Origin of the sequence: Aquirufa nivalisilvae (genome assembly GCF_003143535.1) — a bacterium.
GTDB classification, from domain to species: Bacteria; Bacteroidota; Bacteroidia; order Cytophagales; family Spirosomataceae; genus Aquirufa; species Aquirufa nivalisilvae.
Genome location: NZ_CP029346.1, coordinates 415,001 through 440,592 on the forward strand (window position 1 = coordinate 415,001; position 25,592 = coordinate 440,592).

Below are 25,592 nucleotides of genomic sequence, written 5' to 3' on the forward strand. Positions count from 1 at the left end.
AATACATCCAATACCTGAAAGAAGTTTCACTTTTCTACAAAAGATACGCAGCATGGATAAAGTAGCGCTAGCAAGGATAAGAGGTTTATTGCTTAATATGTTTTAGCTTTGTTGGCTGTAGAATTAAGTGATGAAATACATACCAGCTTTGGATGGCATTAGGGCCATCGCAATCTTATTAGTGTTGATTTTTCATTGGTTTCCCACGAATCATTGGATTAATACCTTACCCAATGGTCCAGTTGGAGTGACGCTTTTCTTCGTATTGAGTGGCTATTTGATTACTTCCATTTTGTTAAGCCAGCGAGAGAAATCCTCATTTGCAAAATCATTTGGCAATTTTGTAGCGCGCAGAGCATTACGTATTTTTCCTATATATTATGCTGTATTGGCTTCATTATTGGTGTTAAAACAGGTTGGAATTCAGATTGTTAGTGATTTTTACCTTCATCCAATTTATTATTGGTCGTATTTATATAACCATTGGTTAGAGCAAAGTCAAAATTGGTCAGACATGCTTTCCCCATATTGGTCATTATCTGTAGAAGAGCAGTTTTATATTATATGGCCCATATTAATTTTAGGGATTTCTTCGAATAAAAGTTTGAAGTTTCTACTTTGGACAACAACCATACTTGGTCTTCTTGCAAGATATGTCTTGATTCATCAATATGCTGGAATTGGGGTTTATATGGTTACCTGTGTAGATACTTTCGCTTGGGGAGGCTTACTGGCTTATTATTTAAGAGAAGGAAAGGAAGAGCAGATAAGAGCTTTGTCAAATTGGGTGCTTCCTTTGGTTGGAATCGGATTTCTAACAACTACTTTGTTCTTATCGGATGGAGATTTGTGGAAGCAGTTGTTTTTTCGAACATTCACTTCCATTCTTTCTGCGGGCTTAATTTTAGGGGCCTTAAGACCTGGTTATTTAGCTCAAATTTTATCCATTCGACCTTTTAAAGAAATAGGTAAAGTGAGTTATGGATTGTATTTATATCATATGTTAATTCCTGATTTGTTTTATCAATTGACGAATCGACTTCATATAACCATCTATGATCCATTCCATATTTATGGAATACTAGTCTTATTTGCGTTTAGCTTTATTTCTTACCATGTATTCGAAAAACCAATTCAATCACTTAAGCGATATTTTGCATAGGTGAGTAGATGATTATCAGTTTGCTGGAGGGAAAATGTGTGGGAATTTGGTATTTTTGCCTAACGCTGTCAAGGTTTTAAACCTTGACAGCGTTGAATTTTTTCAATGGAATTTTTCATTTTTGGAAAGCATTTCGAGGATTTTTTCCATTCTCTTTTTTCTTGTTTCCGGTTTTTTTGCCGACTGAAGTCTAAAGTAGATGGCAAATAAATTGGCTCGATTGAAGGATTGGAAAAACTGTTCGGCCGATTTGTTTTTACTAAGTTCCATCAAGAAATCTTCTGGAATAACCATTTGACTTTGGGCATCATAGGCTTGTTCCCATCGGCCATCATCCTTAGCTTCTTGAACTGCCAATATCCCTGCTGGCATCATTTTGCCTTCCAGGGTCAATCTCTCAATATGCTGAATATTTATTTTTGACCAAGTGCTTTTTGGTTTTCTTTTGCTGAATTTTTGCAGCCAGAAATGTTCGTTGTAGGGTAGTTTTTGGCCATCGATCCAACCAAAGCAAAGGGCTTCATTCAAGGCTAATTGGTACGAAATAGTTTGCTCTGGAGATTTGATTTTTGAGATTTTAAGGCATATGCTCGGGGAACTTGCATGATGTAATTCCAGCCATTCTCTCCATTCTTGACTTGTTTTGAAAGAAATTATTTCTGAAGTATTATTCGTCATTCACATGATTTTGAATAAATATATTAATGAAATTGGAGAATTCTTAGGATTGATCCATAAAAAAAGCCCTCGAATTTCGAGGGCTTTCCATTAGCATAGGCTAGTATTATAATCCTTTTGCTTTCTTTACTACTTCGTCAGCAATGTTTTGCGGAACAAATTCATAGTGAGAGAAAGTTAAAGATGCTGTAGCACGTCCTGAAGACATAGTACGTAAATCCGTAACATATCCGAATAATTCAGACAAAGGTACATCTGCTTTTAAGATAACGGCACCTTGACGAGAATCCATACCTTTCATGATACCACGACGACGGTTTAAGTCACCTGTGATAGGTCCTGTATACTCATCTGGAGTCACTACGTCAACTGCCATGATTGGTTCCATTAATTTAGCACCAGCACTTTTCGCAGCATCTTTGTAACCCATACGAGCAGCTAATTCAAAAGATAATGAATCTGAATCGACATCATGGTAAGAACCGTGGAACAAACGTACTTTCATGGAATCCATTGGATATCCAGCTAAAGCACCTGTTTTCATGGCTTCTTCAAAACCTTTTTGAACCGCAGGGATAAATTCACGAGGAATAACACCACCCACAATATTGTTAACAAATTCTAAACCTGGTTTGTCGTCTTCTCTTGGTCCGATTTCAAATACGATATCTGCAAATTTACCACGACCACCTGATTGTTTTTTGTATACCTCACGGTGCTCAGTTGTCTTAGTTAAAGACTCTTTGTAAGCTACTTGAGGAGCACCTTGGTTTACTTCTACTTTAAACTCACGACGCATTCGGTCAATGATGATCTCTAAGTGAAGCTCACCCATTCCTTTGATGATGGTTTGACCAGTCTCTTCGTTAGACTCAACTTGTAAAGTTGGATCTTCTTCGATCAATTTAGTGATGGCTTTTGAGAAGTTATCAGCATCTGCTGTTTTCTTAGGCTCAATAGCGTATCCAATTACTGGCTCTGGGAAATCCATTGCTTCTAATATGATAGGGTGTTTCTCATCAGATAAAGTATCACCTGTTTTGATGTCTTTAAATCCAACTACTGCACCAATATCACCAGCACCTAAGCGCTCAATTGAGTTTTGCTTGTTAGCGTGCATTTGGAAGATACGAGAGATACGCTCCTTATTTCCTGAACGGTTGTTCAATACATAAGAACCAGAATCCAATCCACCTGAATAAGCACGAATAAAACATAAACGACCTACGTAAGGGTCAGTTGCAATTTTAAATGCTAATGCCGCAAATGGCTCAGACTCAGATGGCTTTCTTAGGATTTCTTCTCCTGTATCTGGATTTGTTCCTTTAACACCTTCTTTGTCCATCGGTGAAGGCAAAATAGCCATCACATAATCCAACATTGTTTGAACTCCTTTGTTTTTGAAAGAAGAACCGCAAAGCATTGGAACGATTTTCATAGAAATAGTAGCAGCACGTAAGGCAGCTAAAATTTCATCTTCAGTGATTGAGTTAGGATCTTCGAAGTATTTCTCCATCAAAGTATCATCAAACTCAGCTACTGCTTCTAATAATTTTTCACGGTATTCAGTCGCCTCTTCTAACATATCATCTGGGATAGGTACCTCAGTGAATGTCATACCTTTATCTGCCTCGTTCCACTTGATACCACGGAAGTTAACCAAGTCAACTACTCCTTCAAAATGCTCTTCAGCACCGATAGGCAATTGCAATGGTACTGCGTAGCTACCTAACATTTCTTTCACTTGCTTGCACACGTTTAAGAAATCTGCACCAGAACGGTCCATTTTGTTTACGAAACCAATACGAGCAACGTTGTAATTGTTCGCTAAACGCCAGTTAGTTTCTGACTGTGGCTCAACACCATCTACCGCAGAAAACAAGAAAACTAGACCATCTAATACACGTAGGGAACGGTTTACCTCTACAGTAAAGTCAACGTGACCCGGTGTATCAATGATGTTAACATGGTAATCTTCGTTACGGTATTTCCAGCTTACAGTAGTTGCTGCAGAAGTGATCGTGATTCCACGCTCCTGCTCTTGCTCCATCCAGTCCATGGTTGCCGCACCATCGTGTACCTCACCAATTTTATGACTCACACCTGCGTAATACAGGATACGTTCCGTCGTGGTGGTTTTACCAGCGTCAATGTGCGCAGCAATACCGATGTTTCTAGTGAATTTTAAATCGCGTGCCATTTTTAAAGGTTAATTATGATATAAGTGTTTTTACTCTTCGCTAAGATTATCAAGAACTTGAACTACATGGTTTTAACATGTAAAATTTAGGTTCTTATTTAGGGGTGCAAAATTACTGAATCTTAATTAAATACAAAACTTTTTTCAAATGTTTAAGCGCATTTTACAATTGCTTTATCCGGAAGTCTGTTTTGCGTGTTCCAATACCCTTTTGGATTCGGAAGGTTTACTCTGCACTAGGTGTCGATTAGAGCTTCCAAGGCCAGGTTTATTCCTTCCCAGGCCCAATTGGCTCAGTCTCAAATTTGATGGTTGGTTGGAATATCAAGACGTACATTGTTTCTTTTTATTTTCAAAAGGTGGTCGAGTTCAGCACCTCATGCATCAAATTAAATACAAAGGAGCTCAAGATTTGGGACGATTTCTTGGTATTTGGTGTGGAGCAGAATTGAATAAGTACAATTGGCCGGATGAATATGAGCTTATCCTCCCCATTCCAATGCACCAACAACGAATACAAGAGCGAGGATATAATCAAGCTATATGCATCGCCGAAGGGATAGCATTAAGTACTCATCTCCCCATCTTATCAGGTGGGATAGAAAGAATTAAGAATAGTCAAACCTTGATTCATCAAAATCGACAAGAGCGTTTTCATGTTTTGGAAGATGTATATCAAGTATCAGATTCATCTTCCTTTCTAGGGAAGCATGTACTAATCGTGGATGATACGTTGACTACGGGAGCTACGATGTTAACTTTGGGACAAAAAATAAAAGCCGCCGGAGCTAGACAAGTGTCTTTTTTAGCTCTGGCGGCTTTACAATAAGAAGGGAAACTATTTGTTTGTCCCTGCGGAAATCATAGCACAACGGAAACCGATGGTTGCTGTAGCAGAATCTTCATCTAAATAACGACGAGTCCCTGGGGCTAACCAATAAGCCACATCTGACCAAGAACCACCTTTATAAACGCGAACCTTGTTGTCTATTAAGGAATTATTGTTTTTGCTGTCGTAACGACTTGCCTTATCTAATTTTTCGTTTCTACGAACTGGGTTCAAGTCATTGAAATCTTGGAAGGAAAGCGGACGATATAGATCCTGTACCCATTCATTTACGTTACCTGCCATTTGGTATAAACCAAAATCATTGGGTGGATATTTGTAAACCTCAGTCGTAATAATAGCTCCGTCATTGGATTTGCCAGCAATACCAGCATAGTCACCACGACCACGCTTGAAGTTAGCTAACATCGTTCCTCTAGCTTTACCTTGTGATTGACGTAAAGATGGACCATCCCAAGGATAAATACGTTGGTTGATTTGGTTCTCATCTTCTTGCTGGGTTCCAATCATCGCTTTAGCCGCATATTCCCATTCCGCTTCAGTAGGAAGACGATACGAAGGCAATACTCGGCCAGATTCGATGGTTAAGCGAGCCGTTGTATTGGTACGAGTAGTAGCAGCTGTAGCAGCAGTTCCAGCCGTAGTAGCACCTTTTTTAGGTTTTTTTTCTTTGACTTTATCTGCGCCTGCTAATTGTTGATTAACTGCGGCTGTTCTCCAAACACAATAGTCGTTTACTTGTTTCCAAGAAATACCCACTACTGGATACATGCGGAATCCAGGGAAACGCAAATACTGCTCCACATATGGGTCATTAAATGCTAAATCATTTTTCCAAACAGTGGTATCAGGTAAAGCAGATTCATAAAAATCTTGCGTAGAATCTTTTTGAACGGAATATAAATATTCTAAATAGTGCACGTTGGCAATTTCCGTTTCATCCATATAAAATGATTGAACAGAAACGGTTCTTTCCACGTTGTCATGAATGCCTAAAACATCCTCTTCTAAAGAACCCATCGTGAAACGGCCACCCTCAATAAATACCAAATTAGGGCCAGTTAATTGACCACTGAATTTTTTATCTACTTGAAATCCACCCTTTTGATTGTAGGCAATGCCTGTAGCTGAGGATTTAGAACCGATATTTACACTGCTAGGTTTTACGCCAGATTTTATTCCACTAGGACATGATGTCAAGAGGAACACACTAGCACAAATCCCCATTACAATTTTCAATTTAGCAATCATTGATATCTTTTATCGTAAGAATTTGAAAAGCAAAGGTATAAAATTCAATTAATAAGCTCAAAACTAGCCTAAAATATCCACTAAAATAGTATTTAATTCTTCAATACTGCTGATTCGGTCAACTTGAAGAATCAATTTGTTCGCTTTTTCTCTAAGTTGACACTGTCCTTTTCGAGTATTGACAAAGTTGATGACCTTCAAAACAATGGAACTAGCATGTTTTTGATGCGTCTCAGATGAAACGAAATGAAGTTTAAGGATATTGTTTTTTAAGAGAATTTTTTCAATTCCTAAAACTTGAGCTTTCCATCGGCATTTTACCAATTCAATCATATCACTTACTTCTTGAGGCAATTTCCCAAATCGGTCTTCTATTTCTTGAATGAATTTTTGAAGTTCCTCCTCATGGTCTATTTCATCCAATCGAGTATATAAGGCTAAACGCTCTGAAATACTTTGTACATAGGTATCAGGAATTAATACCCTTAAATCTGTTTCGATTTGACAATCTACTTTCAGGGTCTCTGCTACTTCAGTTAAATCAGCTTCAAATAGGGCTTTAAATTCATTTTCCTTCAATTCTTGAACGGCTTCATCTAAGATTTTATGGTACATATCGTAACCTAAATCATTGATAAACCCACTTTGCTCAGCACCCAACAAGTTTCCTGCCCCCCGAATATCTAAATCTCGCATGGCCACTTTGATCCCATCCCCTAAGTCGGAAAATTCCTCTAATGCGCTCAATCTTTTACGCGCATCACTCGTTAAATTCGCCAAAGATGGTGTTACTAAATAGCAGTAGGCTTTTTTATTGGACCTACCCACGCGGCCCCTCATTTGATGTAAATCCGATAATCCAAAATTATTGGCATTGATGATGAAAATGGTGTTGGCATTTGGGATATCCAAACCTGATTCAATGATATTAGTGGCTACTAAAACGTCGTAATGTCCCTCAATGAACCCCAACATGATTTTTTCTAGTTTGTCACCATCCATTTGTCCGTGGGCTACGGCAATTTTGGCATCTGGCACCAAACGTAAAATACGATTGGCTATACTTTCTAATTCTCCAATTCGATTATAAACCACAAAAACTTGACCATTTCTGGAGAGCTCTTCTCTAATCCCATCTCGTAAAAGTTCGTCGTTTAATACGACCAATTTAGTTTCCACTGGTTGGCGATTAGGCGGAGGAGTGGCAATGATGGATAAATCTCGGGCTCCCATCAGAGAAAAATGCAAGGTTCTAGGAATTGGTGTAGCTGTCAGTGTCAAGACATCCACATCGACACGCATTTCTTTCAATCGATCTTTCACTTTCACCCCAAATTTTTGCTCCTCATCAATGATCATCAAGCCCAAATTTTTGAAAACAACATCTTTGTTCACCAAACGATGGGTTCCTATTAAAATATCGGTGACACCTTTTGCTACTCGCTCCAAGGTTTCTTTGATTTGTCTGGGCGACTTAAATCGATTGATGTATTCGACCTTACAAGGAAATGCAGCTAAGCGGTCATGAAAGGTTCTGAAATGTTGCATGGCCAAAACCGTGGTTGGAACTAAAACGGCTACCTGCTTGGAGTCTGCCACTGCTTTAAATGCAGCTCTAACAGCAATTTCTGTCTTTCCAAATCCCACATCTCCGCAAACCAAACGATCCATAGGGTGGGGCTTTTCCATGTCGGCTTTTACATCCTGTGTGGCTTTAGCTTGGTCAGGAGTATCTTCATATAAAAAGGAAGACTCTAATTCGGCTTGTAAATACGTATCAGGCGAGAATGAAAACCCAGGAGCAGATTTACGTTTGGCATACAAGGAAATTAATTCCTTGGCAATATCTTTTACTTGTTTTTTGACTCTCGATTTCTTGTTATCCCAATCAGGAGAACCTAATTTGGACATACTCGGAGGAGCACCTTCCTTCCCTGAATATTTGGAGATTTTGTGTAATGCATGAATGGAAACAGAAAGCACGTCATCATCCCGATAAATCAAGCGTATCACTTCCTGCTCCCCATTCGAGGTTTCAATTAAATTTAGACCTGCAAATCGACCGATACCGTAATCAATATGTGTTACGAAATCACCTACTTGAAGGCTTCGCAGCTCCTTTAATGTGAGCGCTTTATTCTTGGAGAATTTGTTTTTCTCTTTGAATCGATGGAATCGATCAAATAATTGATGATCTGGGTAAAAAGCTATTTTTGTTTGCTCATCAATGAAACCTTCTCGCAAGGAAATTTGCAGGTTTTTAAATTGAATCGATGTATTTAATTCATTGAAAATGACTTCCAAGCGTTCAAGCTGTCGGGAAGATTCAGAACAAATGATATTTTGATAACCTTGAGTTTGATTGTCTAGCAACGCTCCGGCTAAGCGTTCAAAATCTTTATGAAAAGCTCCTGGGTTTTTTGATGCATAGGTGATAGTCTCTGCATTTTTCAGGTGATTTCTTTTCCCAAATTCAACCTGCGTGAATTGATTTAGGGACTTTAAAAAATCTTTTTTATTTTCCCAGCGTTCTGAAGGGTCGGACATGATTTGGATATCACCACCTCGACTTTTCAGTTCTTCGAAAGTATCATGTGTTTTTTGGAAGTAGTTTTGAACGATTTCTAAGAGCATCTCTTGATCTTTAATCCAAATGATGCTGTTTTCTGGGAAGAAACTTAAAAAGCTTTCTCGACTTTCTTGAATAAGCTTAGTTTGTACATCTGGGATAAGATGCATGGCTGAAACCGATTGGATGGAAAGTTGGGTTTCAGGATGGAAAGTTCGAATACTATCAACCTCATTCCCAAAGAAATCCAAGCGATAAGGGAATTCTGTGGCGTAAGAAAATACATCTAAAATTCCTCCGCGAACCGAATATTGTCCAGCTTCATAGACAAAATCTGTTCGCTCAAAATCATATTCGTTGAGTGTTTCTGCAACAAAATTGGGATCAATTTTATCTCCAACACGGATGGATAGCGTGTTTTTTACTAATGATTTTCGATTGATTACCTTTTCACTTAATGCCTCAGGGTAAGTGACGATAAACAGGTCTTTGTTAGGTAGATTGCTGAGTACATTGAGCACTTCAGCACGCATCAATACATTGGCATTATCTATTTCTTCCCATTCATACGGTTTTTTGTGGGACATGGGAAATAGTAAAACTTCCGCATCAGCCATTAAGGCTTGTAAGTCATTTAGCAAATAATGGGCTTCCTCTTTTTCTTGGCAAATCAGTAAATAAGGCCTTTTCTCTTGTTTAGTGGCGGCCATAAGGATGGCGTCTAGGGAGCCAGATAAGCCTTTTATGTGATATTTACTACCTTTTGGGGCATGATGAATCTGCGAGGAAAGAGTTTGAATTATTCCATCGTGTTGGTAGTGGGCAATAAAATCTTTTACAATCATAATCTACCGAATCAGGGCAGCCAATTTTTTCTTAGGGCTTGCAAAGGTAGGAATTTTTGTATCTTTGTGCATCCACAAAAAGGGGTGCCCAATATTTTGGGCTGAGATTATACCCATTGAACCTGATTCGGTTAGTACCGGCGAAGGGATTTTGTCGAGTTTTTAGCGCTGAAAACTCAAAAAAATCATCGATGTAAGGGTTAATATGTTAAATCAGACAGGATTTGACTCCTTTACCTGTTGTTAAACTTTTCAACATGAAAAAGATAACGACACAGATTATTTTAGTAGTAATGATTGCCATGATGGCTGTGCCTGTATGGGCTCAGAAAACCTTCCGTTGGGAAGGGATGGTCGTAGACCAAGAAAATTCCCAAGCTCTTTGGGGAGCAAGTATCAAGTTAAAAGATAGCCAGCGTGGTACTGTGACCGACAGTAAAGGGCACTTTGTGCTAACAAGCACCCAATCTTCTTTAAGTATTTCGATTCATTTTGTTGGTTATGAAACCCAAATCAGAGAATTAAATTCTTCTGAAAAATCGATCGCTATAAAGCTGATAAAATCTTCATTTTTAAATGATGAAGTAGTTGTTAAGGCTACCCGTGCCGATGAGAATTCAGCCATGGCTTATACAAACGTTGGGGCAAAAGAATTAGGGAAGTCAAATTTGGGTCAAGATATGCCTGTATTGCTCAATTTCACCCCATCCATTGTCACGACATCTGATGCAGGAGCTGGTGTAGGCTATACGGGGATTCGTATCCGTGGTTCTGATGCTACTCGGGTGAACGTGACGATCAATGGAATTCCAGTCAATGATTCCGAATCTCAAGGAACATATTGGGTTAATATGCCCGATTTTGCTAGTTCTGTGGCTTCCGTTCAGATTCAACGAGGAGTGGGAACATCCACGAATGGTGCTGGAGCTTTTGGAGGGTCGGTGAATATGCAGACCAATAGTTTTGAGAAAGATCCATATGCAGAATTGAATGCATCTGGAGGTTCATTTGGTACGATAAAAAGTACCTTGAAACTTGGAACTGGGTTATTGGGAGGGAAATGGACGATTGATGGACGATTATCTCGTGTGGTTTCCAATGGGTACTTGGATAGGGCCTCCTCCAATTTACAATCCGCTTATTTGTCTGCAGCCTATTTTGGTAAGAAATCCTTTTTTCGGTTGAATTATTTTATTGGAAAGGAAAAGACTTTTCAATCTTGGTATGGAACTCCGGAAAGTCGAGTAAATAATGATGTAGCTGGAATGAATGCTTATATCGAGCGAAATTGGTTGAGTGAAGCGGAAGCCAAGAATCTATTAGAAAGTGGAAGGACATATAATTACTATACCTATCCTAATCAAACAGATAATTATGCTCAAGATCATTACCAATTCTTATCCCATCATAGTTTAGGAGTTTATTGGAATTTGGATGTAAATGGACATTATACTTATGGCCGAGGTTATTATGAAGAGTATAAAGCTGATGCGAGTTTGTCTAAGTATGGTCTAGATCCTATTCAAATGGGCTCAAATACATTGACTAGTACCAATTTAGTGCGAAGAAAATGGCTGGATAATGATTTTTATGGAAGCACTTTTGCATTGAATTATGATGCGAATCAAGGTTTTAAATTCACATTTGGAGGTGCTTGGAACCGTTATGTAGGTCGCCACTTCGGGGAAGTTATTTCTGGTGATAATTTGCCTAGTTCTTACTTGGGTCATCGTTGGTATCAAAGTAGATCACAGAAGACAGATTTGAATTTGTTTGTCAAAATGAATTATGCCTTGTCGACTAAGTGGCAAAGTTATTTGGACTTACAGTACCGTACTGTGGGATACAAAATGCAAGGTACCGCAGATAAAATGCAGGATATTAGCCAAATTTGGACCTATGACTTCTTTAATCCTAAATTTGGCTTGACGCATCAACTTTCTGAATCAAGTAAAATTTATGGTTCATTGGCTGTTGGTAGTAAGGAGCCTAGTCGTCAGGATTTTATTGATAACCCAGGTACGACTCCGCGATCTGAGTTTTTGACCGATTATGAATTGGGATTTGAAAGAGCGGCATCTAACTATTCATTTCAGTTGAATGCATATCGAATGCAATATCGTGATCAATTGGTATTGACAGGTGCTGTCAATAGCGTGGGAGAAGCTATTCGTACCAATGTGCCTGATAGTTATCGAATGGGAATTGAGGCAAGTTTGAACTACCGCTTATCTCGTCATTTTACATGGCAGGCTAATGTAACTTTAAGTCAAAACAAGGTCTTGAATTTTGTTGAAAGTATTCCTGATTATGATACTTATGGCGTCAAAATCGTGAATCATGGAACTACTGATATCGCCTATTCACCATCGACCATTGCTGGCAGTCAACTGACCTATTCATGGAAGGGTTTAGAGACAAGTTTGTTAACTAAATATGTAGGTCAACAGTATTTGGACAATACCTCGGATGAAAACAGGAAATTGAAAGCCTATTGGACACAAGATATTCGTTTGACCTATCCGATAAAGACGAGTTGGACAAAGAATTTACAAGCTAGTTTGTTGTTAAATAATGTAGCGAACACGTTGTACTCATCAAATGGATACACTTATAGTTATGTGTATGAACAAAAAGTGATTACGGAGAATTTTCAGTACCCTCAGGCAGGATTTAACTTTTTATTAGGTCTTTCCATTCGATTGTAGGGTAATTAAACAAAAATCCCCTGCCGATTGGGTAGGGGATTTTTTTATTGAGTAAGGGAATTTTACTTTCCCATTAAGTCCCAAGTCCAGCCCATCTTCGCTAGACGATAGCGTAAGGAATACCATAAAACTCCAAATCCATAGATGGAACTCCGTTTAAAATTGATGGAAGATGCTTCCTCAAAATATTTGGTCGGGCAAGTCACTTCTCCTACTTCAAAGTTTTTCCAAAATAATTGGAGTACCATTTGATTGTCGAAAATGAAATCATCGTCACATGCTTGGAAAGGAACTGCTTCTAAAGCTTCTCTTGAAAAAGCTCGATATCCAGTATGGTATTCTGATAATTTTTGACCGATAAGAATATTTTGGTACAAGGTTAAGATACGGTTGGCGATGTATTTATATATAGGCATGCCTCCTTTTAAGGCACCTTTCCCTAAAATCCTAGAAGCAAAAACCACTGGGTACAAACCATTGCCAATGATACTAATCATTGCTTTAAGCAGCAAGGGAGTATACTGGTAGTCTGGGTGAAGCATGATGACAATGTCACCCTTTAGTTCCAAAGCTTTTGTATAACAAGTTTTTTGATTGCCCCCATAACCCTTGTTTTTGTCGTGGCGAATCACGTGTTGGATGCCAATTTGTTTAGCGACTTCCACGGTATTGTCAGGACTATGGTCATCGACTAAAATGACTTCATCCACCCAATCATGAGGAATTTCGTTATACGTTTTTTCGAGAGTGAGTGCGGCTTTATAGGCAGGCATCACAACAATTACCTTTTTTCCTTCGTACATAAAATGTGTGCCAAAGATTTGCGAACTTTGGACTTTGGTGCAAAATTAGATATTTATGAGCGAAACTTTGTTTTTTATTCTGTTTTCAGTGGGAGTCTTGGCAGTGATGTTGGTGGATTTAGGTGTATTTAAGACTGGGCCACAGTCAGAAGTAACATTTCGAGAGGCAGGGTTTTGGAGCGGGGCTTGGGTAGTTTTGGCCTTATTATTTTATCTTTTTCTGAGGTTTAATGGTGGGATGGTACATGGTATCCATGATGTACCAAGTTTACAAGTTGTTCAAGAATTGTATGCTAAGCAAATTAACTTAGGTACAGGTTCATATTTGGATCAACTGGCAGTATTTCAAGAAAATATGTCTTTGGAGTTTATCACTGGGTATTTGGTGGAATATTCTTTGTCTGCAGATAATGTCTTTGTCTTTATTTTGATTTTTAATTCCTTCGGGGTTCAAAAGCGCTATTATAAAAAGATCTTGGTTTGGGGTGTATTGGGAGCAATCGTATTGCGATTGATTTTTATCTTTTTAGGTGCGGCGCTTTTACAGAAGTTTGATTGGATCATTTATTTGTTTGGTGCATTTTTGGTATACACGGGTATTAGTATCATTGTTAAAAAAGACAGTGAAGAGGAAATGGTACCAGGGCATCATCCAGTAGTGAAGATTTTGTCTAAGTATTTTAATGTATATAAACGAAATGTGATTGGCCGCTTTTTCATTCGTATGAAAACAGGCAAATTATATATAACACCCATTTTTGTGGTGGTGGTAGTTATTGCCTTTACCGATATTTTATTTGCAGTAGATTCTATTCCTGCTATTTTTTCTATCTCAAAAGACCCATACATTGTTTTCTTTTCCAATGTATTTGCCGTCATGGGATTGCGGTCTTTATTTTTCTTCTTGTCAAACTTAATGGGCCTATTCCGTTTTTTACCAATGGGTTTAGGTGTGCTATTGAGTTTTGTTGGAATCAAGATGTTAGCTCATCATTATTTGGAGCAGATAGGTTTCGGAACCTTAGCTTCTTTAGGCGTTATTATTGGAATATTGACGGTGAGTATCGTATTAAGTATGCTTTTCCCAGAGAAGAAATAATCAGTTTTTTATCAGTTTGTTGAAGGGGTAATTGGAGGGAAATTGTGAAATTTGCCCAACGCTGTCAAGGTTTTAAACCTTGACAGCGTTAAGGGATTTTGGCATTTTATTGATGCCACTCTAAGGTCAATTTTCGATATTGTAGTGGAGGCATTTTCATCCATTGTTTAAACTGCTTATTGAAGTGCGAAAGGTTTCCAAAACCACTTTCAAAACAGATTTCTATCATAGGTTTCGACGTGCTTTTGAGTAATTGACAAGCATGTTTAATTCGGAATTCGGTAACTAATTCTACAAAGGTTTTATTGGTAACTTTCTTAAAATATCGACAAAATGCGGTTTCGGTCATGTTAGCTAAATGAGCCACTTCATCCAAATGCACCTCATGGGTATAGTTGGCTATGACATAGGCGTATACTCGATTAATTCTTTCTAAATCAACGGTAGATAAAGTATAACTGCTTTCAATGGATTCAATAGGCTGAAGATCCGCAGTTTGAGTGCTTAAGGTATGAAGTATTTGTAGGAAGTTTAACAATCTAGGAAAAGGGGCTAAGCCTTTTAATAGGAGCATTTCTCTAGCAATTTTATCTTGAGTACTTCCTTGAATAGAAAAACCCATCTTAGCTCTCTCCAATAATGATTTTATAGCGCTACTTTCTTTTTTATTCATAAATGCTTCTCCCAAAAAATCAGCAGAAAAATGAATTACTAGGGCTTGAGCTGCATCTTCTTCTAAATCTTCTGTTAGCCAATCTTTTCGGTGATTTTGCCAGCAATGGGGCAAGTTTGATCCTAATAGAACCAAATCTCCTGGACTAAAGTCGCTAATTTGGTTGCCTATAAACCGTTTGCCTTCACCTGAAATAATCAGAGTAAGTTCCAGTTCGGGGTGGAAATGATAAGGAGCATCAAAACGAGCTTGCTTTACTTCCTTGATTTCAAAGGATAAAGCTTCGGTTCCTTTGACTAAATGCTCCAAACTTGCTTTCATCTTATTTTAAAATTATCAGAATGATTGGCAAAAATATTAATCAATGGTAAAATTGCATTAATTTTTACAAATTTCACGGTAGAGTGTCGGATTCTTTTTTTGGAACTTTGAATTAAAATTTAGCTAGATGCTTAATCAGGCTTACATACTTAAGAACACAGACAAAACCTATTTTAATATGAATGGACACGTCTTTTTACCAGACGTGTTAAGTGCCGATGATTTGCAACCCTATCGGGAAGCAATCAATCGCTGGGCTAAGGATTTTCGCGTGAAGCAAAAGTCCTTAGCTGAACGCGATACTTATGGTAAGGCCTTTTTGCAGATGATGAATTTGTGGGAAGAAGATACTAAAATCAAAGAATTTACTTTAGCTAAACGTTTTGCTCAGATTGCAGCCGATTTATTGGGGGTTGAACGGGTTAGATTGTACCATGACCAAGCTTTATTCAAAGAACCTAAAGGTGGACTAACTCCATGGCATCAAGATCAATATTATTGGCCTTTAAATACCAAAAATACCGTTACGATGTGGATGCCTTTAGTGGACATCGACGAAGAGATGGGAATGCTTACTTTTGCCTCTGGGACTCAAGATGTTAACTTGCCTTTGGTGAATATTTCTGATGAGTCAGAGCAAATGATTAGTCAATTTGTCAAAGAAAAGAATTTCCCGATTGTCGCTGAAAAAGCAATGAAAGCCGGAGATGCAACTTTTCATAAAGGCTGGACTTTGCATTCCGCACCAGGTAATCATTCGAATAAAATGCGGGAAATAATGACCATCATTTTTATGGATGCAGACGCTAAGATTATTGAGCCTCAAAATGATAATCAAGAAGCTGATCGTCAGCGTTGGTTACAAGGCTTAGCACCAGGGCAATATGCTGCATCAGCCTTGAATCCTATCTTGGGTTAAGGCTAAGGGCAAAATGAAAAATGCGTGTTATAGCTTTGGACAATCGCAACCTTTTTTCTTCTTTTTGAAAAGTCCCCAAAGAAAACCTTTCTTTTTGCGATATTTAGCAGCTTTCTTTTGACTGGAACTAGAATAACTCAATTCTATTTTTGAATCTGCAACTGCGCTATGAGCTGGTAGGCTGAAAGAAAATAAGCAAAATAGAATGAGGTATTTCATTGCTTTGACAATTAATAGATTACAAACATAAGGTTTTTGACCGAAATCTCCTGCAGGTATACTTTGATTGGTTTTTAGTCAAGGTATTTTTTGAGAAGCGTGAAATAAATTCCATACTTGTAACATATTTTTAGTTTTCTAAACCTTCCATACATGTGCGATACTTTTTATAGCCCTTCTCATCGGAATGTATATGGGAACTCTATCTTGGCTAAAAATTCTGATCGTGAGCCAAATGAAGCTCAACAAATCGTTCGATTTCCTGCTCAGAGCCGACCTGAAAAACGAGTGCAGGCTACTTTTATTGCCGTGGATTGCCCAGAACAAGTTCATGAAGTGATTCTTTCTAAACCTTTTCATATGTGGGGAGCAGAAATGGGAGTCAATGAACATGGAGTGGCCATAGGTAATGAGGCTGTTTTTACCAAAATTAAGTTGGCCCGAAAAAACGATGGTTTGACCGGGATGGATCTTTTGCGATTAGCTTTGGAACAGTCGAAAACGGCCAAATTGGCTTTGGAAATGATCCTTGAATACTTCGGAAAATATGGACAAGATGCTTGTGGAGGCTATCAAGATAAAGGGATGTATTATAGCAATAGCTTTTTGATCGCGGATACCCATTCGGCCTATGTATTAGAAACGGCTGGACCATTTTGGGCATATAAACAAATTCAATCATTTCATGCGATTTCCAATTTATTGACTATTGGGACGGACTTTGATCAAATACATCCAGATGCAAAAGTGTTCGCTTATAAAAAATCTTGGATAAAGGAGGACGTGCCTTTTGACTTTCAAAAGGCTTTTTCTGAACCATTCATGACCTTTATGGGGCGAGGGGCATCCAGAAAACAGCAATGTGAGCTTCATGTACCCTTATCAAATACTAATAAATGGAGCATTCAAGACGCTTTCAGGATTTTGAGAAGTCACCGGATCAAAGATGATTTTGAGCCTAATCGAGGTGATATGGGTAACATTTGCTTACATGCGCAAGGGATTTTGACCCCCTCACAAACCACGGGAAGTATGGTAGTGGAGCTGCGAGATGAAGCTAATTCCAGTGTGTGGCTTACAGGATCATCGGCTCCTTGTTTATCGGTTTTTAAACCTTTTTACTTTGGGACTAATACCTTGAATACGGATATGTTTCCACAGGCTAGTCAGCGTATAGATCATTCATTTTGGTGGCAATGGGAAAAAATACATCGGAAGGCATTGAAGGATTATAAATCCATTCATGCAGTTATTCAGTCATTTCAACAAGAGAAAGAGAATGATTGGTTAAAAGAAGATCAATTATTGTCAGTAAGTAAAGATGTGAAAATGAGGGAAGAGTTAAGTCAGAAGTCCATTAAGGATTGCCTTCAGTTGGTTGAAAAATTGGAACAACAAAAAAAGAATAGCACCTTTAACATAAGGTCGTTAGCATATTCCTTGTATTGGAAATGGCAAAATAGGGTAATGAAACATGAAAGAAATTAAAACAGACATTTTGATTGTTGGAGCAGGTTATGCGGGAATTGCTGCGGCAAAAAAAATGCATGCTGCTGGAAAAGATTTCATCATCATGGAAGCTAGAGATCGGATAGGAGGTAGAACGCTGACTGAGGATTTAGCATCAGGAGTGACCGTAGATATGGGTGCAAAGTGGGTTGGACCAACGCAACATTTGGTTTGGGAATGGATTAAGGAAACCCAAACGGAAACATATGAAACCTATGACCAAGGAAAGAATCTATTGAAATTTAAAGATAAAATCAGTTCATATACGGGTACAATTCCTAAAATCGATCCCATTTCATTGATTGATTTAGGAATTGCGATTAGTAAAATGAATAAGCTTTCAGAGCAAATATCCATTTCAGATCCTTGGAATCACCCAAGAGCTAAGGAATATGATGCTATGACTTTGGCGACTTGGATGGAGAAACATATTTGGACAGCCAAGGCCAAGCATTTATTTGAAATTGGAATACAAACCGTATTTGCGGCAGAAGCTTCGGAAATTTCGCTCCTTTTTGCCTTATTTTATTTTAAATCTGGGGACAACATGGACACCTTGATATCCATTAAAAATGGAGCTCAACAAAGCATACTGAAAGGAGGTACTCAGGGTTTAGTCAAGAAAATAGCAGTCTCATTTATGGATAAAATTCACTTAAATGAACCATTGCTAAAGTTGATTCAAAATGATGGAGGAGTACTAGCGGAATCCCCTAATTTGAGGATTAGAGCGCAAAAATGTATTCTAGCCATACCACCTGTATTGATTAATTCCATCTTATTCGAGCCACCTTTACCTCAACAGAAAGCTCAATTGTATCAGCGTATGCCTATGGGTGCAGCCATGAAAGTGTATTTAATTTACCCGACACCTTTTTGGAGAGAATTGGGTTTTAGTGGGCAAATTGTGAGTGATGAATACCCATTAAAAGTGACCTTTGATGTGGGACATGCTGATGCAGATCAAGGTGTATTATTGGTTTTTGTGGAAGGAAATGATGCTCGAAATTTCATCGACTTAGCAGAAGATGTTCGCAAGAAAATGATCATCGAACGAGTAGAGAAAATTTTTGGTCATCAGGCTTCAACGCCCATGCAGTACATCGATAAATGTTGGACAGAGGAAGTTTATTCCCGTGGTTGTTATACGGGTTTAATGGGTCCTAATACCTTAACTCAATTTGGACATCAAATCAGAACGCCCTTTCAGCATGTGCATTTTGCTGGAACTGAAACCGCAGAAAAATGGAGTGGTTATTTAGATGGGGCTATCTCATCAGGATATCGGGCAGCTTCTGAAGTGTTGAAATAAATGGCTCAAGAAGCCGCCCAATTAAGTTATTTTATTCTTTCTTTGAAGAAAGCTATGGCCATATTCCAGGCTTCTTCTGTTGATTTTTTGTCAAAAGCTGGATTAGAAGGATTGGCAAAAGCATGTTCAGCATCAAAGCTTTTTACTTGTAGTTTTTTGCCAGCAGCTTTCATGTTGTCTTCAAATTCTGCTACCACTTTGGGAGAAATCCATTGTTCTTTACCTGCAAAAAGTCCTAGTACATCCGTATTTAAAGCTTTTAATTCATTAATATCTTTTACAGGCATTCCATAATACATCACGCAAGCAACTCCCTGTTTTCCGGCTAATATGGAAGCTTTTAAGGATAGTCCGCCTCCAAAGCACCAACCTACAGTAGCAATTTTAGCCTTAGGTCCTACATGTTGAATGGCCCCTTTAATAATGGCTTCTAGTCGGGCTGGATTAGCTTCTCCCATGTATTTGCCTGCATCTTCTCGAGTAGTAGCTACTTTTCCATCATACATATCAATAGCTAATACATTGACATTGCCTAAGGTGCTGTAAAAATGTTCTGCTTCCCTTTTAATGTGGTCATTTAGGCCCCACCATTCTTGAAATACGAACAAGGTATTGGTGGTGGGTTTAGCTGCTTTGATGTAAAAAGCATGGGCTTTTTGGCCATCTGGCGTGCTGAATTCAATCATTTCACCTCCAGCTTTGGAGATGTGTACATAGGGTTTTGGTAATTTATGCGAGCGTTGAAAGGCTTTATTGGAAGCCATTAATTGCATATCATCTTTTTTTAGAAAGCAGCAGGATTGGGCGCTTAGTTCTTGAAATCCAGCGAGTAAGGCGAGTAAAATGGCGATTTTTTTCATGGTATTATTTGAATAAAAATTTTGAATAATTTAATCGAAAATGATGCATTTAAATTAACTTTACCTATTCTTTAAGACTGAAATATAATATGAAACACAAATTCTTCGGCTCTGTCCGAATCATGGCTAGCATCTGTCTTGCCTGCTTATTTTCGTTGTCACTTGTAGCACAAGATAAAAACGTACTCAAAGGTAAAAAGGTTTTGGTTTTTTCATCAACCAAAGGTTTTCGTCATAGTTCCATTGAACCTGGCAAAATAGCCTTTTTGAAAATGGCTGCTGAAAAAGGCTTTTCGGTGGATACTACGGAAAATGCGGCTGCTTTTACCGAAAATAATTTAAAGAAGTACCGTGTCGTGGTATTTTTAAATACGACTGGAAATGTCTTGAATGACCCACAGCAAAACGCGTTTGAACGTTTTATTCAAGCAGGTGGAGGATATTTAGGTATCCATGCGGCTACCGATACTGAATACGATTGGCCTTGGTACGGTAAATTATCCGGAGGTTATTTTGCCTCTCATCCTGGTCGTCCGAATGTACAAGAAGGAAAGATGAATGTAGTTGATGGAAGCCATATTTCTACTTCACATATGCCCGCTAGTTTTATTCGTAAGGATGAATTTTATGACATCAAAGAATTTAATAAAGACGTTAAAGTACTAGTAACTGTAGATGAGAAAACTTACAAGGATGGTAAAATGGGTGATTTCCACCCGATGGCTTGGTACCATGAATATGATGGTGGCCGTGCGTTTTATACCAACTGGGGACATACACATGAAACATTTTCAGAAGACCTAGTATTGAAACACATTTGGGGAGGATTGCAGTGGGTGGCTTCTGGGGCTGATATCAATTACAATAAAAAATTGCGTACAGGGGTTCTTCCAGAAGAAAATAGGTTTACTAAGATTACCTTAGATCGTAATTTAGATGAGCCAACTGAATTGGCCGTGACGAATCAAGGGAAAATCTTTTTTGCTGAGCGTAAAGGTAAATTGAAAATGTACGATCCTAAGAAAGGTAAAACGAAGGTGGTAGCCAACTTGGATGTTTTCAATAAGTTTGAATACGGATTAATGGGGATGAATATTGATCCTAATTATGATCAAAATAAGTGGATTTATTTATTTTATTCCCCACAAACAGGTCAACCCGATACAGCGCAGCATTTATCTCGTTTTACCTACGACGATTTGAAAGATACCTTATTAATGAATACAGAGAAGGTATTGCTACGTGTTCCAGTTAAGCGCACAGGATGTTGTCATACAGGAGGTTCCATTGCTTGGGATAAAGCTGGAAACTTGTTTTTATCTACAGGTGATGACACCAATCCGTTTGAGTCCAATGGATATGGTCCCATCGATAATCGTCCAGGAAGAGCTGGTTGGGATGCTCGTTCTACAAGTTCGAACACCAATGATTTAAGAGGAAAGATTATGCGTATTAAGCCTACTGCTGATGGTTCATATACTATTCCTAAGGGTAATTTGTTCCCAGAGAAAACGCCACATGCCAAAGCGGAGATCTATGTAATGGGTAACCGTAATCCTTACCGCATAGCTGTGGATCAACGTACAGGCTTTTTGTATTGGGGAGAAGTAGGTCCAGATGCAGGTGAAAATTCGCCTAAATATGGTTCAAGAGGATATGATGAGGTGAATCAAGCACGTGAAGCAGGTTATTTTGGCTGGCCTTTATTTGTAGGAAATAATCAAACTTACAACCAAAGAGATTTTGTAAAAGACAGTACTTGGGCTAAGTTTAGTGTAGAGGCTCCAATCAACAATTCTCCGCACAATACGGGTTTTGCTCATTTGCCTACACCTCAAAAAGCCTTTATTTTCTATCCATACGTGGACTCTCCAGACTTTGGTCCGGTTATAGGGAAAGGATCTAGAAATGCCATGGCAGGGCCTGTGTATTATTCTGAAGATTTTCCAGCCACTTCTAAAACGAAGTTCCCTTCTTATTATGATGGAAAACTGTTTGCATATGATTGGGCTAGAGATATCATTTACACGGTAAGTATGAAGCAAAATGGTGATTTTGATTCTATGGAGCGCTTCCTACCTTCGGTGAAGTTTTCTCACCCGATTGACATGCAATTTGCCCAAGATGGTACATTCTATGGTTTAGAATATGGTCCAAACTGGTTTGCTCAAAACGAGGAGGCAACTTTATACAAAATTGAATATAACGGCGGGAATCGCCCTCCTAAAGTGGAAATTGCGGCAGATAAAAAAGTCGGAGCATCTCCATTGAAGGTGAAATTCTCATCAGAAGGTACTTTGGATTATGACGGTGATGCTGTTAAATATGCTTGGTCATTTGGTGATGGACAAACTAGTACCTTGGCTAATCCTACCGTTACTTACACTAAATCTGGTGTATTTAAAGCGGTGTTGAAGGTTAAAGATGCAAAAGGTAATGTCAGTTCAGCTGAGACGATCATTAAGGTTGGAAATGAAATTCCAAAAGTGGATGTGAGTATTGAAGGAAATAAATCATTCTATTGGAATGACAAACCCGTAAAATACCAAGTGAAGGTAGAAGATAAGGAAGATGGTTCTTTGAGCAACAAGAAAATTGCAGAAGAGGATGTGGTTTTGAATATCAACTACTTACAAGGATTTGATAAAACCTTAATTGAGCAAGGACACCAAAGCAATACTTCTTTCTCTAATGGAAAGCGTTTGATCGAATTATCTGATTGTAAAACTTGTCATGCTGTAGAGAAGAAGTCCATTGGACCATCTTATACTGAAGTAAGCAAGAAATACCGCGCTTCTACAGCTAATATTGATATGTTAGCGAAGAAAGTTATCAGTGGTGGTGGTGGAGTTTGGGGAGAACAAGTTATGGCTGCTCACCCACAAATAAAATCAGATGACGCTAAAGAAATGGTTCGTTATATCTTAAGTTTATCTGATACCAAGAAAACATCTAAACCATTGAAAGGGGAATATGTGACCAATGATAGTGGTAAACCAGGTACGTTCTTGTTTGTAGCAAGCTATACAGATAAAGGAGGTTCTAAAGTAGGTTCGGCTACAGGCCAACAAGTGATTACTTTGCGTAATTCACGTGTGGCGGCTGCTTCAGCTGACCAAACTTCTAAAACCATGAAATATAAAATTGATGGGGTTGGCGAGTTATTGGTAGCTACAGCTGATAAAGGTTATGCCAATTTTGGTGTGATTGATTTGACAGGAATTAAGTCGATCCAAGTTTCTTCTTTTGTGATGCCAGGTCAAACAGCTGGTGGTAAATTAGAATTGAGATCAGGAAGTCCAACGGGTACGCTTTTAGGTTCGATCGATATTAATACGACAGGACAAGCTAGTATGCCAGTGAATGTATCGGGTTCTCAGAACTTATATTTTGTCTTCTCTAATCCTAATGCAGGTGATAAACCATTGTATGGATTGAAGGAAATCTATTTTGAGAATTAGGATATATCATCCATAAAAAAGGCTCCGAAAGGAGCCTTTTTTATTACCATTTAGTACGATTGTAGAGGTTTTCTACTTTTTGTCGGGCCCAAGGAGTTTTTCTCAAAAAAGTCAATGAAGATTTGATACTTGGATTGATGGCAAAGCAATTAATGCGAATTCTTCGTGCCAGTTCATCCCAGCCATAACGCTCCACCAATTGCTCCATGATGAAGGCTAAGGTTTTGCCATGCAAAGGGTCATTGGATACTTGTTCTTCGCTCATTGTGGATGATTTAAGCGCGTTCGGATAATTCCAGCCAACGCATTTCTTTTTCCTCTAAACTATTCTTTAATCGCTCAATTTCTGCTGCCCAAGCCGTTAAGTCTTGAAAGTCGTCTGAACCTTTACTTAGACGCTCAATCAGTGCTTCTTTTTGCCCTTCCATCACGGCCATTTCTTTTTCTATTTCTTCCAATTCTTTCGCTTCTTTAAAACTTAGTTTCGCTCCTTTGGAAGCAGGTTTATTTTCAACTGCTACTACAGGACTTTTTTTCTCCGCAACAGGTTCTTTTTCTTTATTTTCAAGAGCTATTCGATAATCTGTATAGTTACCATTGAAAAAATTAACTTCACCTTCACCTTCCACTAAAATTAATTGATCGACTAAATTATCCATGAAGTAACGGTCGTGGGAAACGAGTAACAAACAACCTTGGAACTCACTTAGGAAGTCTTCTAATAGCTGTAAGGTATCTAAATCCAAATCATTGGTAGGCTCATCCAGAATCAAGAAATTCGGATTCTTGACCAATACTTGCATGAGTTGTAGCCTTTTTTTCTCTCCCCCTGATAGCTTTTCTACGGGAGTATATTGTTGGGCAGTAGGAAATAAAAACTTGCTTAAGAACTGACTAGGTGTCAAAGATTCATTTTTTCCATATGGAATCACTTCTGCAATTTCTGTAATGGTATCAATGACGCGTTGTTCTGGCTTAAATTCAAAAGGTAATTGGGTATAATAGCCAATTACTAGCGTTTCACCGGGATCGATTGTGCCCGCATCTGGTTGTTCTAACCCAGTTAATAATTGAAGGAAGGTAGTTTTTCCTGCCCCGTTTTTTCCAATGATACCAATACGATCTTTTTTCTTGAAGGTATAGGTGAAATCATTGACAATCTTTTTCTCTCCCCAGGCTTTCTTTAAGTGATTGATTTCAATGATTTTATTGCCCAGGCGTGACATCTGGATGTTTAATTCCAGTTTGCTGTCATCTGTTTTACGATGAGCTACTTCTTCCGTCTCTGCAAAAGCATCAATACGTGATTGGGCTTTGGTACCACGAGCTTTAGGCTGTCGTCTCATCCACTCTAGTTCCTTGCGATACAAGTTTTTAGCTTTGGAAATGGTACTTGCTTCGGAAGCTTCGCGCTCTGCTTTTTTCTCTAAGAAATAAGCATAATTGCCTTCATAGGTATAGATGGAGCCATTGCTTAACTCCAACATTTTATTACATACTTTATCTAAGAAATATCGATCGTGAGATACCACTAATACCGTGACGTTCGGACCCGAAAGAATTCCTTCTAGCCACTCAATGGTTTCTATATCCAAGTGGTTGGTAGGCTCATCCAGAATCATGATATCTGGACTTTCTATCAATAATTTGGCCAAAGAAAGGCGTTTCTTTTGACCACCAGAAAGCGTACTTACTTTTTGGTCTCCGTCGGGAATTCCAAGTCGAGTAATGATTTGTTTAGCTCTAGCTTCATAATCCCAGGCATTGTTAGCTTCCATGAGCGCAAAAGAATCTTCTAGCTCTTTAGCATCTCCTGAAATCATCGCCTTTTCATAGGCTTTGATGGCTTGTGCACTGGGGAGATCATCTGAAAAAAGGTAGTTCAGTACCTCCTCATTTTCCTGAAAAATCGGATTTTGAGGAAGATATCCCACACGTATGCCTTTGCGGATAGTTACTTTACCTTCATCTGGGCTTTGGAGACCCATGAGGGTTTCCATGAGGGTAGTTTTACCCGTACCATTTTTTCCAATGAGGGATACTTTCTCTCCTTTTTGTAGGCCAAAGAATAGGTTTTTAAAGACCCATCTTTCACCCAAATTGCGAGAAATATTTTCCGCGGATAGGTAATTCATGTTTGCTAATTAGGAACTCGA

At 38.5% G+C, this 25,592-nt stretch carries 18 protein-coding genes and 1 riboswitch; of the genes, 8 read left to right on the top strand and 10 right to left on the bottom strand.

What is annotated here, in order from left to right; genetic code table 11:
* Nucleotides 1-130: 130 nt before the first annotated feature.
* Nucleotides 131-1,162, top strand: a complete 1,032-nt coding sequence (locus HME7025_RS01855) for an acyltransferase family protein (RefSeq protein ID WP_109322006.1) — start codon at nucleotides 131-133, stop codon at nucleotides 1,160-1,162.
* A gap of 102 nt (nucleotides 1,163-1,264) precedes the next feature.
* Here HME7025_RS01855 and HME7025_RS01860 read toward each other — a convergent pair whose 3' ends face one another.
* Both HME7025_RS01860 and fusA read right to left on the bottom strand, forming a co-directional pair.
* The gene (locus tag HME7025_RS01860) at nucleotides 1,265-1,840 is read right to left on the bottom strand and encodes a YdeI/OmpD-associated family protein (RefSeq protein ID WP_109322007.1); all 576 of its coding nucleotides are present in this window, start codon (nucleotides 1,838-1,840) and stop codon (nucleotides 1,265-1,267) included.
* A 106-nt stretch (nucleotides 1,841-1,946) separates the two neighbouring features.
* Nucleotides 1,947-4,040, bottom strand: a complete 2,094-nt coding sequence (fusA, locus tag HME7025_RS01865; RefSeq protein ID WP_109322008.1) for an elongation factor G — start codon at nucleotides 4,038-4,040, stop codon at nucleotides 1,947-1,949.
* A gap of 148 nt (nucleotides 4,041-4,188) precedes the next feature.
* Here fusA and HME7025_RS01870 point away from each other — a divergent pair, with 148 nt between their 5' ends.
* Nucleotides 4,189-4,869 (top strand): ComF family protein, encoded by a 681-nt coding sequence (locus HME7025_RS01870; protein WP_109322009.1) that lies wholly within the window; start codon nucleotides 4,189-4,191, stop codon nucleotides 4,867-4,869.
* Nucleotides 4,870-4,878: 9 nt separating this feature from the next.
* On the opposite strand, the gene gldJ is transcribed toward HME7025_RS01870, so the two are convergent.
* Together gldJ and mfd are read right to left on the bottom strand one after the other, a co-directional pair.
* Nucleotides 4,879-6,138, bottom strand: coding sequence for a gliding motility lipoprotein GldJ (gene gldJ, locus HME7025_RS01875; protein WP_226998257.1), 1,260 nt, complete (start codon nucleotides 6,136-6,138; stop codon nucleotides 4,879-4,881).
* A 63-nt stretch (nucleotides 6,139-6,201) separates the two neighbouring features.
* A complete protein-coding gene (mfd, locus tag HME7025_RS01880) occupies nucleotides 6,202-9,552 on the bottom strand; it encodes a transcription-repair coupling factor (RefSeq protein ID WP_109322010.1) in 3,351 nt (1,116 codons plus the stop codon).
* A gap of 70 nt (nucleotides 9,553-9,622) precedes the next feature.
* Nucleotides 9,623-9,718: riboswitch (TPP riboswitch) on the top strand.
* A gap of 91 nt (nucleotides 9,719-9,809) precedes the next feature.
* Between mfd and HME7025_RS01885 the strand changes: the two genes are divergently transcribed.
* Nucleotides 9,810-12,260 carry a TonB-dependent receptor gene (locus HME7025_RS01885; protein WP_109322011.1) on the top strand — a complete coding sequence of 817 codons (2,451 nt, stop codon included), beginning with the start codon at nucleotides 9,810-9,812 and terminating at the stop codon, nucleotides 12,258-12,260.
* A 62-nt stretch (nucleotides 12,261-12,322) separates the two neighbouring features.
* Here HME7025_RS01885 and HME7025_RS01890 read toward each other — a convergent pair whose 3' ends face one another.
* Nucleotides 12,323-13,063 carry a glycosyltransferase family 2 protein gene (locus tag HME7025_RS01890; RefSeq protein WP_109322012.1) on the bottom strand — a complete coding sequence of 247 codons (741 nt, stop codon included), beginning with the start codon at nucleotides 13,061-13,063 and terminating at the stop codon, nucleotides 12,323-12,325.
* Nucleotides 13,064-13,112: 49 nt separating this feature from the next.
* On the opposite strand from HME7025_RS01890, the gene HME7025_RS01895 reads away from it, so the two are divergent.
* A complete protein-coding gene (locus tag HME7025_RS01895; protein ID WP_109322013.1) occupies nucleotides 13,113-14,162 on the top strand; it encodes a TerC/Alx family metal homeostasis membrane protein in 1,050 nt (349 codons plus the stop codon).
* A 106-nt stretch (nucleotides 14,163-14,268) separates the two neighbouring features.
* Here the strand turns inward: HME7025_RS01895 and HME7025_RS01900 are convergent, their stop codons facing one another.
* On the bottom strand, nucleotides 14,269-15,156 hold the full coding sequence (locus HME7025_RS01900) for an AraC family transcriptional regulator (protein ID WP_109322014.1): 888 nt from the start codon (nucleotides 15,154-15,156) through the stop codon (nucleotides 14,269-14,271).
* A gap of 178 nt (nucleotides 15,157-15,334) precedes the next feature.
* Between HME7025_RS01900 and HME7025_RS01905 the strand changes: the two genes are divergently transcribed.
* The gene (locus tag HME7025_RS01905) at nucleotides 15,335-16,075 is read left to right on the top strand and encodes a phytanoyl-CoA dioxygenase family protein (RefSeq protein WP_226998258.1); all 741 of its coding nucleotides are present in this window, start codon (nucleotides 15,335-15,337) and stop codon (nucleotides 16,073-16,075) included.
* A 27-nt stretch (nucleotides 16,076-16,102) separates the two neighbouring features.
* Here the strand turns inward: HME7025_RS01905 and HME7025_RS13420 are convergent, their stop codons facing one another.
* The gene (locus HME7025_RS13420; protein WP_109322016.1) at nucleotides 16,103-16,294 is read right to left on the bottom strand and encodes a hypothetical protein; all 192 of its coding nucleotides are present in this window, start codon (nucleotides 16,292-16,294) and stop codon (nucleotides 16,103-16,105) included.
* Nucleotides 16,295-16,447: 153 nt separating this feature from the next.
* Here HME7025_RS13420 and HME7025_RS01915 point away from each other — a divergent pair, with 153 nt between their 5' ends.
* Entirely contained in the window at nucleotides 16,448-17,782 is a 1,335-nt protein-coding gene (locus tag HME7025_RS01915) for a peptidase C69 family protein (RefSeq protein ID WP_109322017.1), read from the top strand.
* Nucleotides 17,769-19,115 (top strand): flavin monoamine oxidase family protein, encoded by a 1,347-nt coding sequence (locus tag HME7025_RS01920; protein ID WP_109322018.1) that lies wholly within the window; start codon nucleotides 17,769-17,771, stop codon nucleotides 19,113-19,115. Before HME7025_RS01915 ends, HME7025_RS01920 begins: the two co-directional genes overlap by 14 nt.
* A gap of 26 nt (nucleotides 19,116-19,141) precedes the next feature.
* On the opposite strand, the gene HME7025_RS01925 is transcribed toward HME7025_RS01920, so the two are convergent.
* Nucleotides 19,142-19,975: a dienelactone hydrolase family protein gene (locus tag HME7025_RS01925; RefSeq protein ID WP_109322019.1), complete on the bottom strand. Its 834-nt coding sequence runs from the start codon at nucleotides 19,973-19,975 to the stop codon at nucleotides 19,142-19,144.
* 89 nt (nucleotides 19,976-20,064) lie between these two features.
* On the opposite strand from HME7025_RS01925, the gene HME7025_RS01930 reads away from it, so the two are divergent.
* Nucleotides 20,065-23,436 (top strand): ThuA domain-containing protein, encoded by a 3,372-nt coding sequence (locus HME7025_RS01930; protein ID WP_109322020.1) that lies wholly within the window; start codon nucleotides 20,065-20,067, stop codon nucleotides 23,434-23,436.
* Nucleotides 23,437-23,479: 43 nt separating this feature from the next.
* Here HME7025_RS01930 and HME7025_RS01935 read toward each other — a convergent pair whose 3' ends face one another.
* Complete coding sequence (locus HME7025_RS01935; protein ID WP_109322021.1) at nucleotides 23,480-23,701, bottom strand: VF530 family protein; 222 nt, start codon at nucleotides 23,699-23,701, stop codon at nucleotides 23,480-23,482.
* Between the two features lie 10 nt (nucleotides 23,702-23,711).
* A complete protein-coding gene (locus HME7025_RS01940) occupies nucleotides 23,712-25,571 on the bottom strand; it encodes an ABC-F family ATP-binding cassette domain-containing protein (RefSeq protein ID WP_109322022.1) in 1,860 nt (619 codons plus the stop codon).
* Between the last annotated feature and the right edge of the window lie 21 nt (nucleotides 25,572-25,592).

What these genes read in the sequence shown, in the direction of transcription:
- HME7025_RS13420 (WP_109322016.1), bottom strand. Translation starts at nt 16,294, where the DNA reads ATGAAATACCTCATTCTATTTTGCTTATTTTCTTTCAGCCTACCAGCT.
- HME7025_RS01930 (WP_109322020.1), top strand. Translation starts at nt 20,065, where the DNA reads ATGAAACACAAATTCTTCGGCTCTGTCCGAATCATGGCTAGCATCTGT.
- gldJ (WP_226998257.1), bottom strand. Translation starts at nt 6,138, where the DNA reads ATGATTGCTAAATTGAAAATTGTAATGGGGATTTGTGCTAGTGTGTTC.
- HME7025_RS01855 (WP_109322006.1), top strand. Translation starts at nt 131, where the DNA reads ATGAAATACATACCAGCTTTGGATGGCATTAGGGCCATCGCAATCTTA.
- HME7025_RS01870 (WP_109322009.1), top strand. Translation starts at nt 4,189, where the DNA reads ATGTTTAAGCGCATTTTACAATTGCTTTATCCGGAAGTCTGTTTTGCG.
- HME7025_RS01860 (WP_109322007.1), bottom strand. Translation starts at nt 1,840, where the DNA reads ATGACGAATAATACTTCAGAAATAATTTCTTTCAAAACAAGTCAAGAA.
- fusA (WP_109322008.1), bottom strand. Translation starts at nt 4,040, where the DNA reads ATGGCACGCGATTTAAAATTCACTAGAAACATCGGTATTGCTGCGCAC.
- HME7025_RS01890 (WP_109322012.1), bottom strand. Translation starts at nt 13,063, where the DNA reads ATGTACGAAGGAAAAAAGGTAATTGTTGTGATGCCTGCCTATAAAGCC.
- HME7025_RS01925 (WP_109322019.1), bottom strand. Translation starts at nt 19,975, where the DNA reads ATGAAAAAAATCGCCATTTTACTCGCCTTACTCGCTGGATTTCAAGAA.
- mfd (WP_109322010.1), bottom strand. Translation starts at nt 9,552, where the DNA reads ATGATTGTAAAAGATTTTATTGCCCACTACCAACACGATGGAATAATT.
- HME7025_RS01905 (WP_226998258.1), top strand. Translation starts at nt 15,335, where the DNA reads ATGAATGGACACGTCTTTTTACCAGACGTGTTAAGTGCCGATGATTTG.
- HME7025_RS01915 (WP_109322017.1), top strand. Translation starts at nt 16,448, where the DNA reads ATGTGCGATACTTTTTATAGCCCTTCTCATCGGAATGTATATGGGAAC.
- HME7025_RS01900 (WP_109322014.1), bottom strand. Translation starts at nt 15,156, where the DNA reads ATGAAAGCAAGTTTGGAGCATTTAGTCAAAGGAACCGAAGCTTTATCC.
- HME7025_RS01940 (WP_109322022.1), bottom strand. Translation starts at nt 25,571, where the DNA reads ATGAATTACCTATCCGCGGAAAATATTTCTCGCAATTTGGGTGAAAGA.
- HME7025_RS01935 (WP_109322021.1), bottom strand. Translation starts at nt 23,701, where the DNA reads ATGAGCGAAGAACAAGTATCCAATGACCCTTTGCATGGCAAAACCTTA.
- HME7025_RS01885 (WP_109322011.1), top strand. Translation starts at nt 9,810, where the DNA reads ATGAAAAAGATAACGACACAGATTATTTTAGTAGTAATGATTGCCATG.
- HME7025_RS01920 (WP_109322018.1), top strand. Translation starts at nt 17,769, where the DNA reads ATGAAAGAAATTAAAACAGACATTTTGATTGTTGGAGCAGGTTATGCG.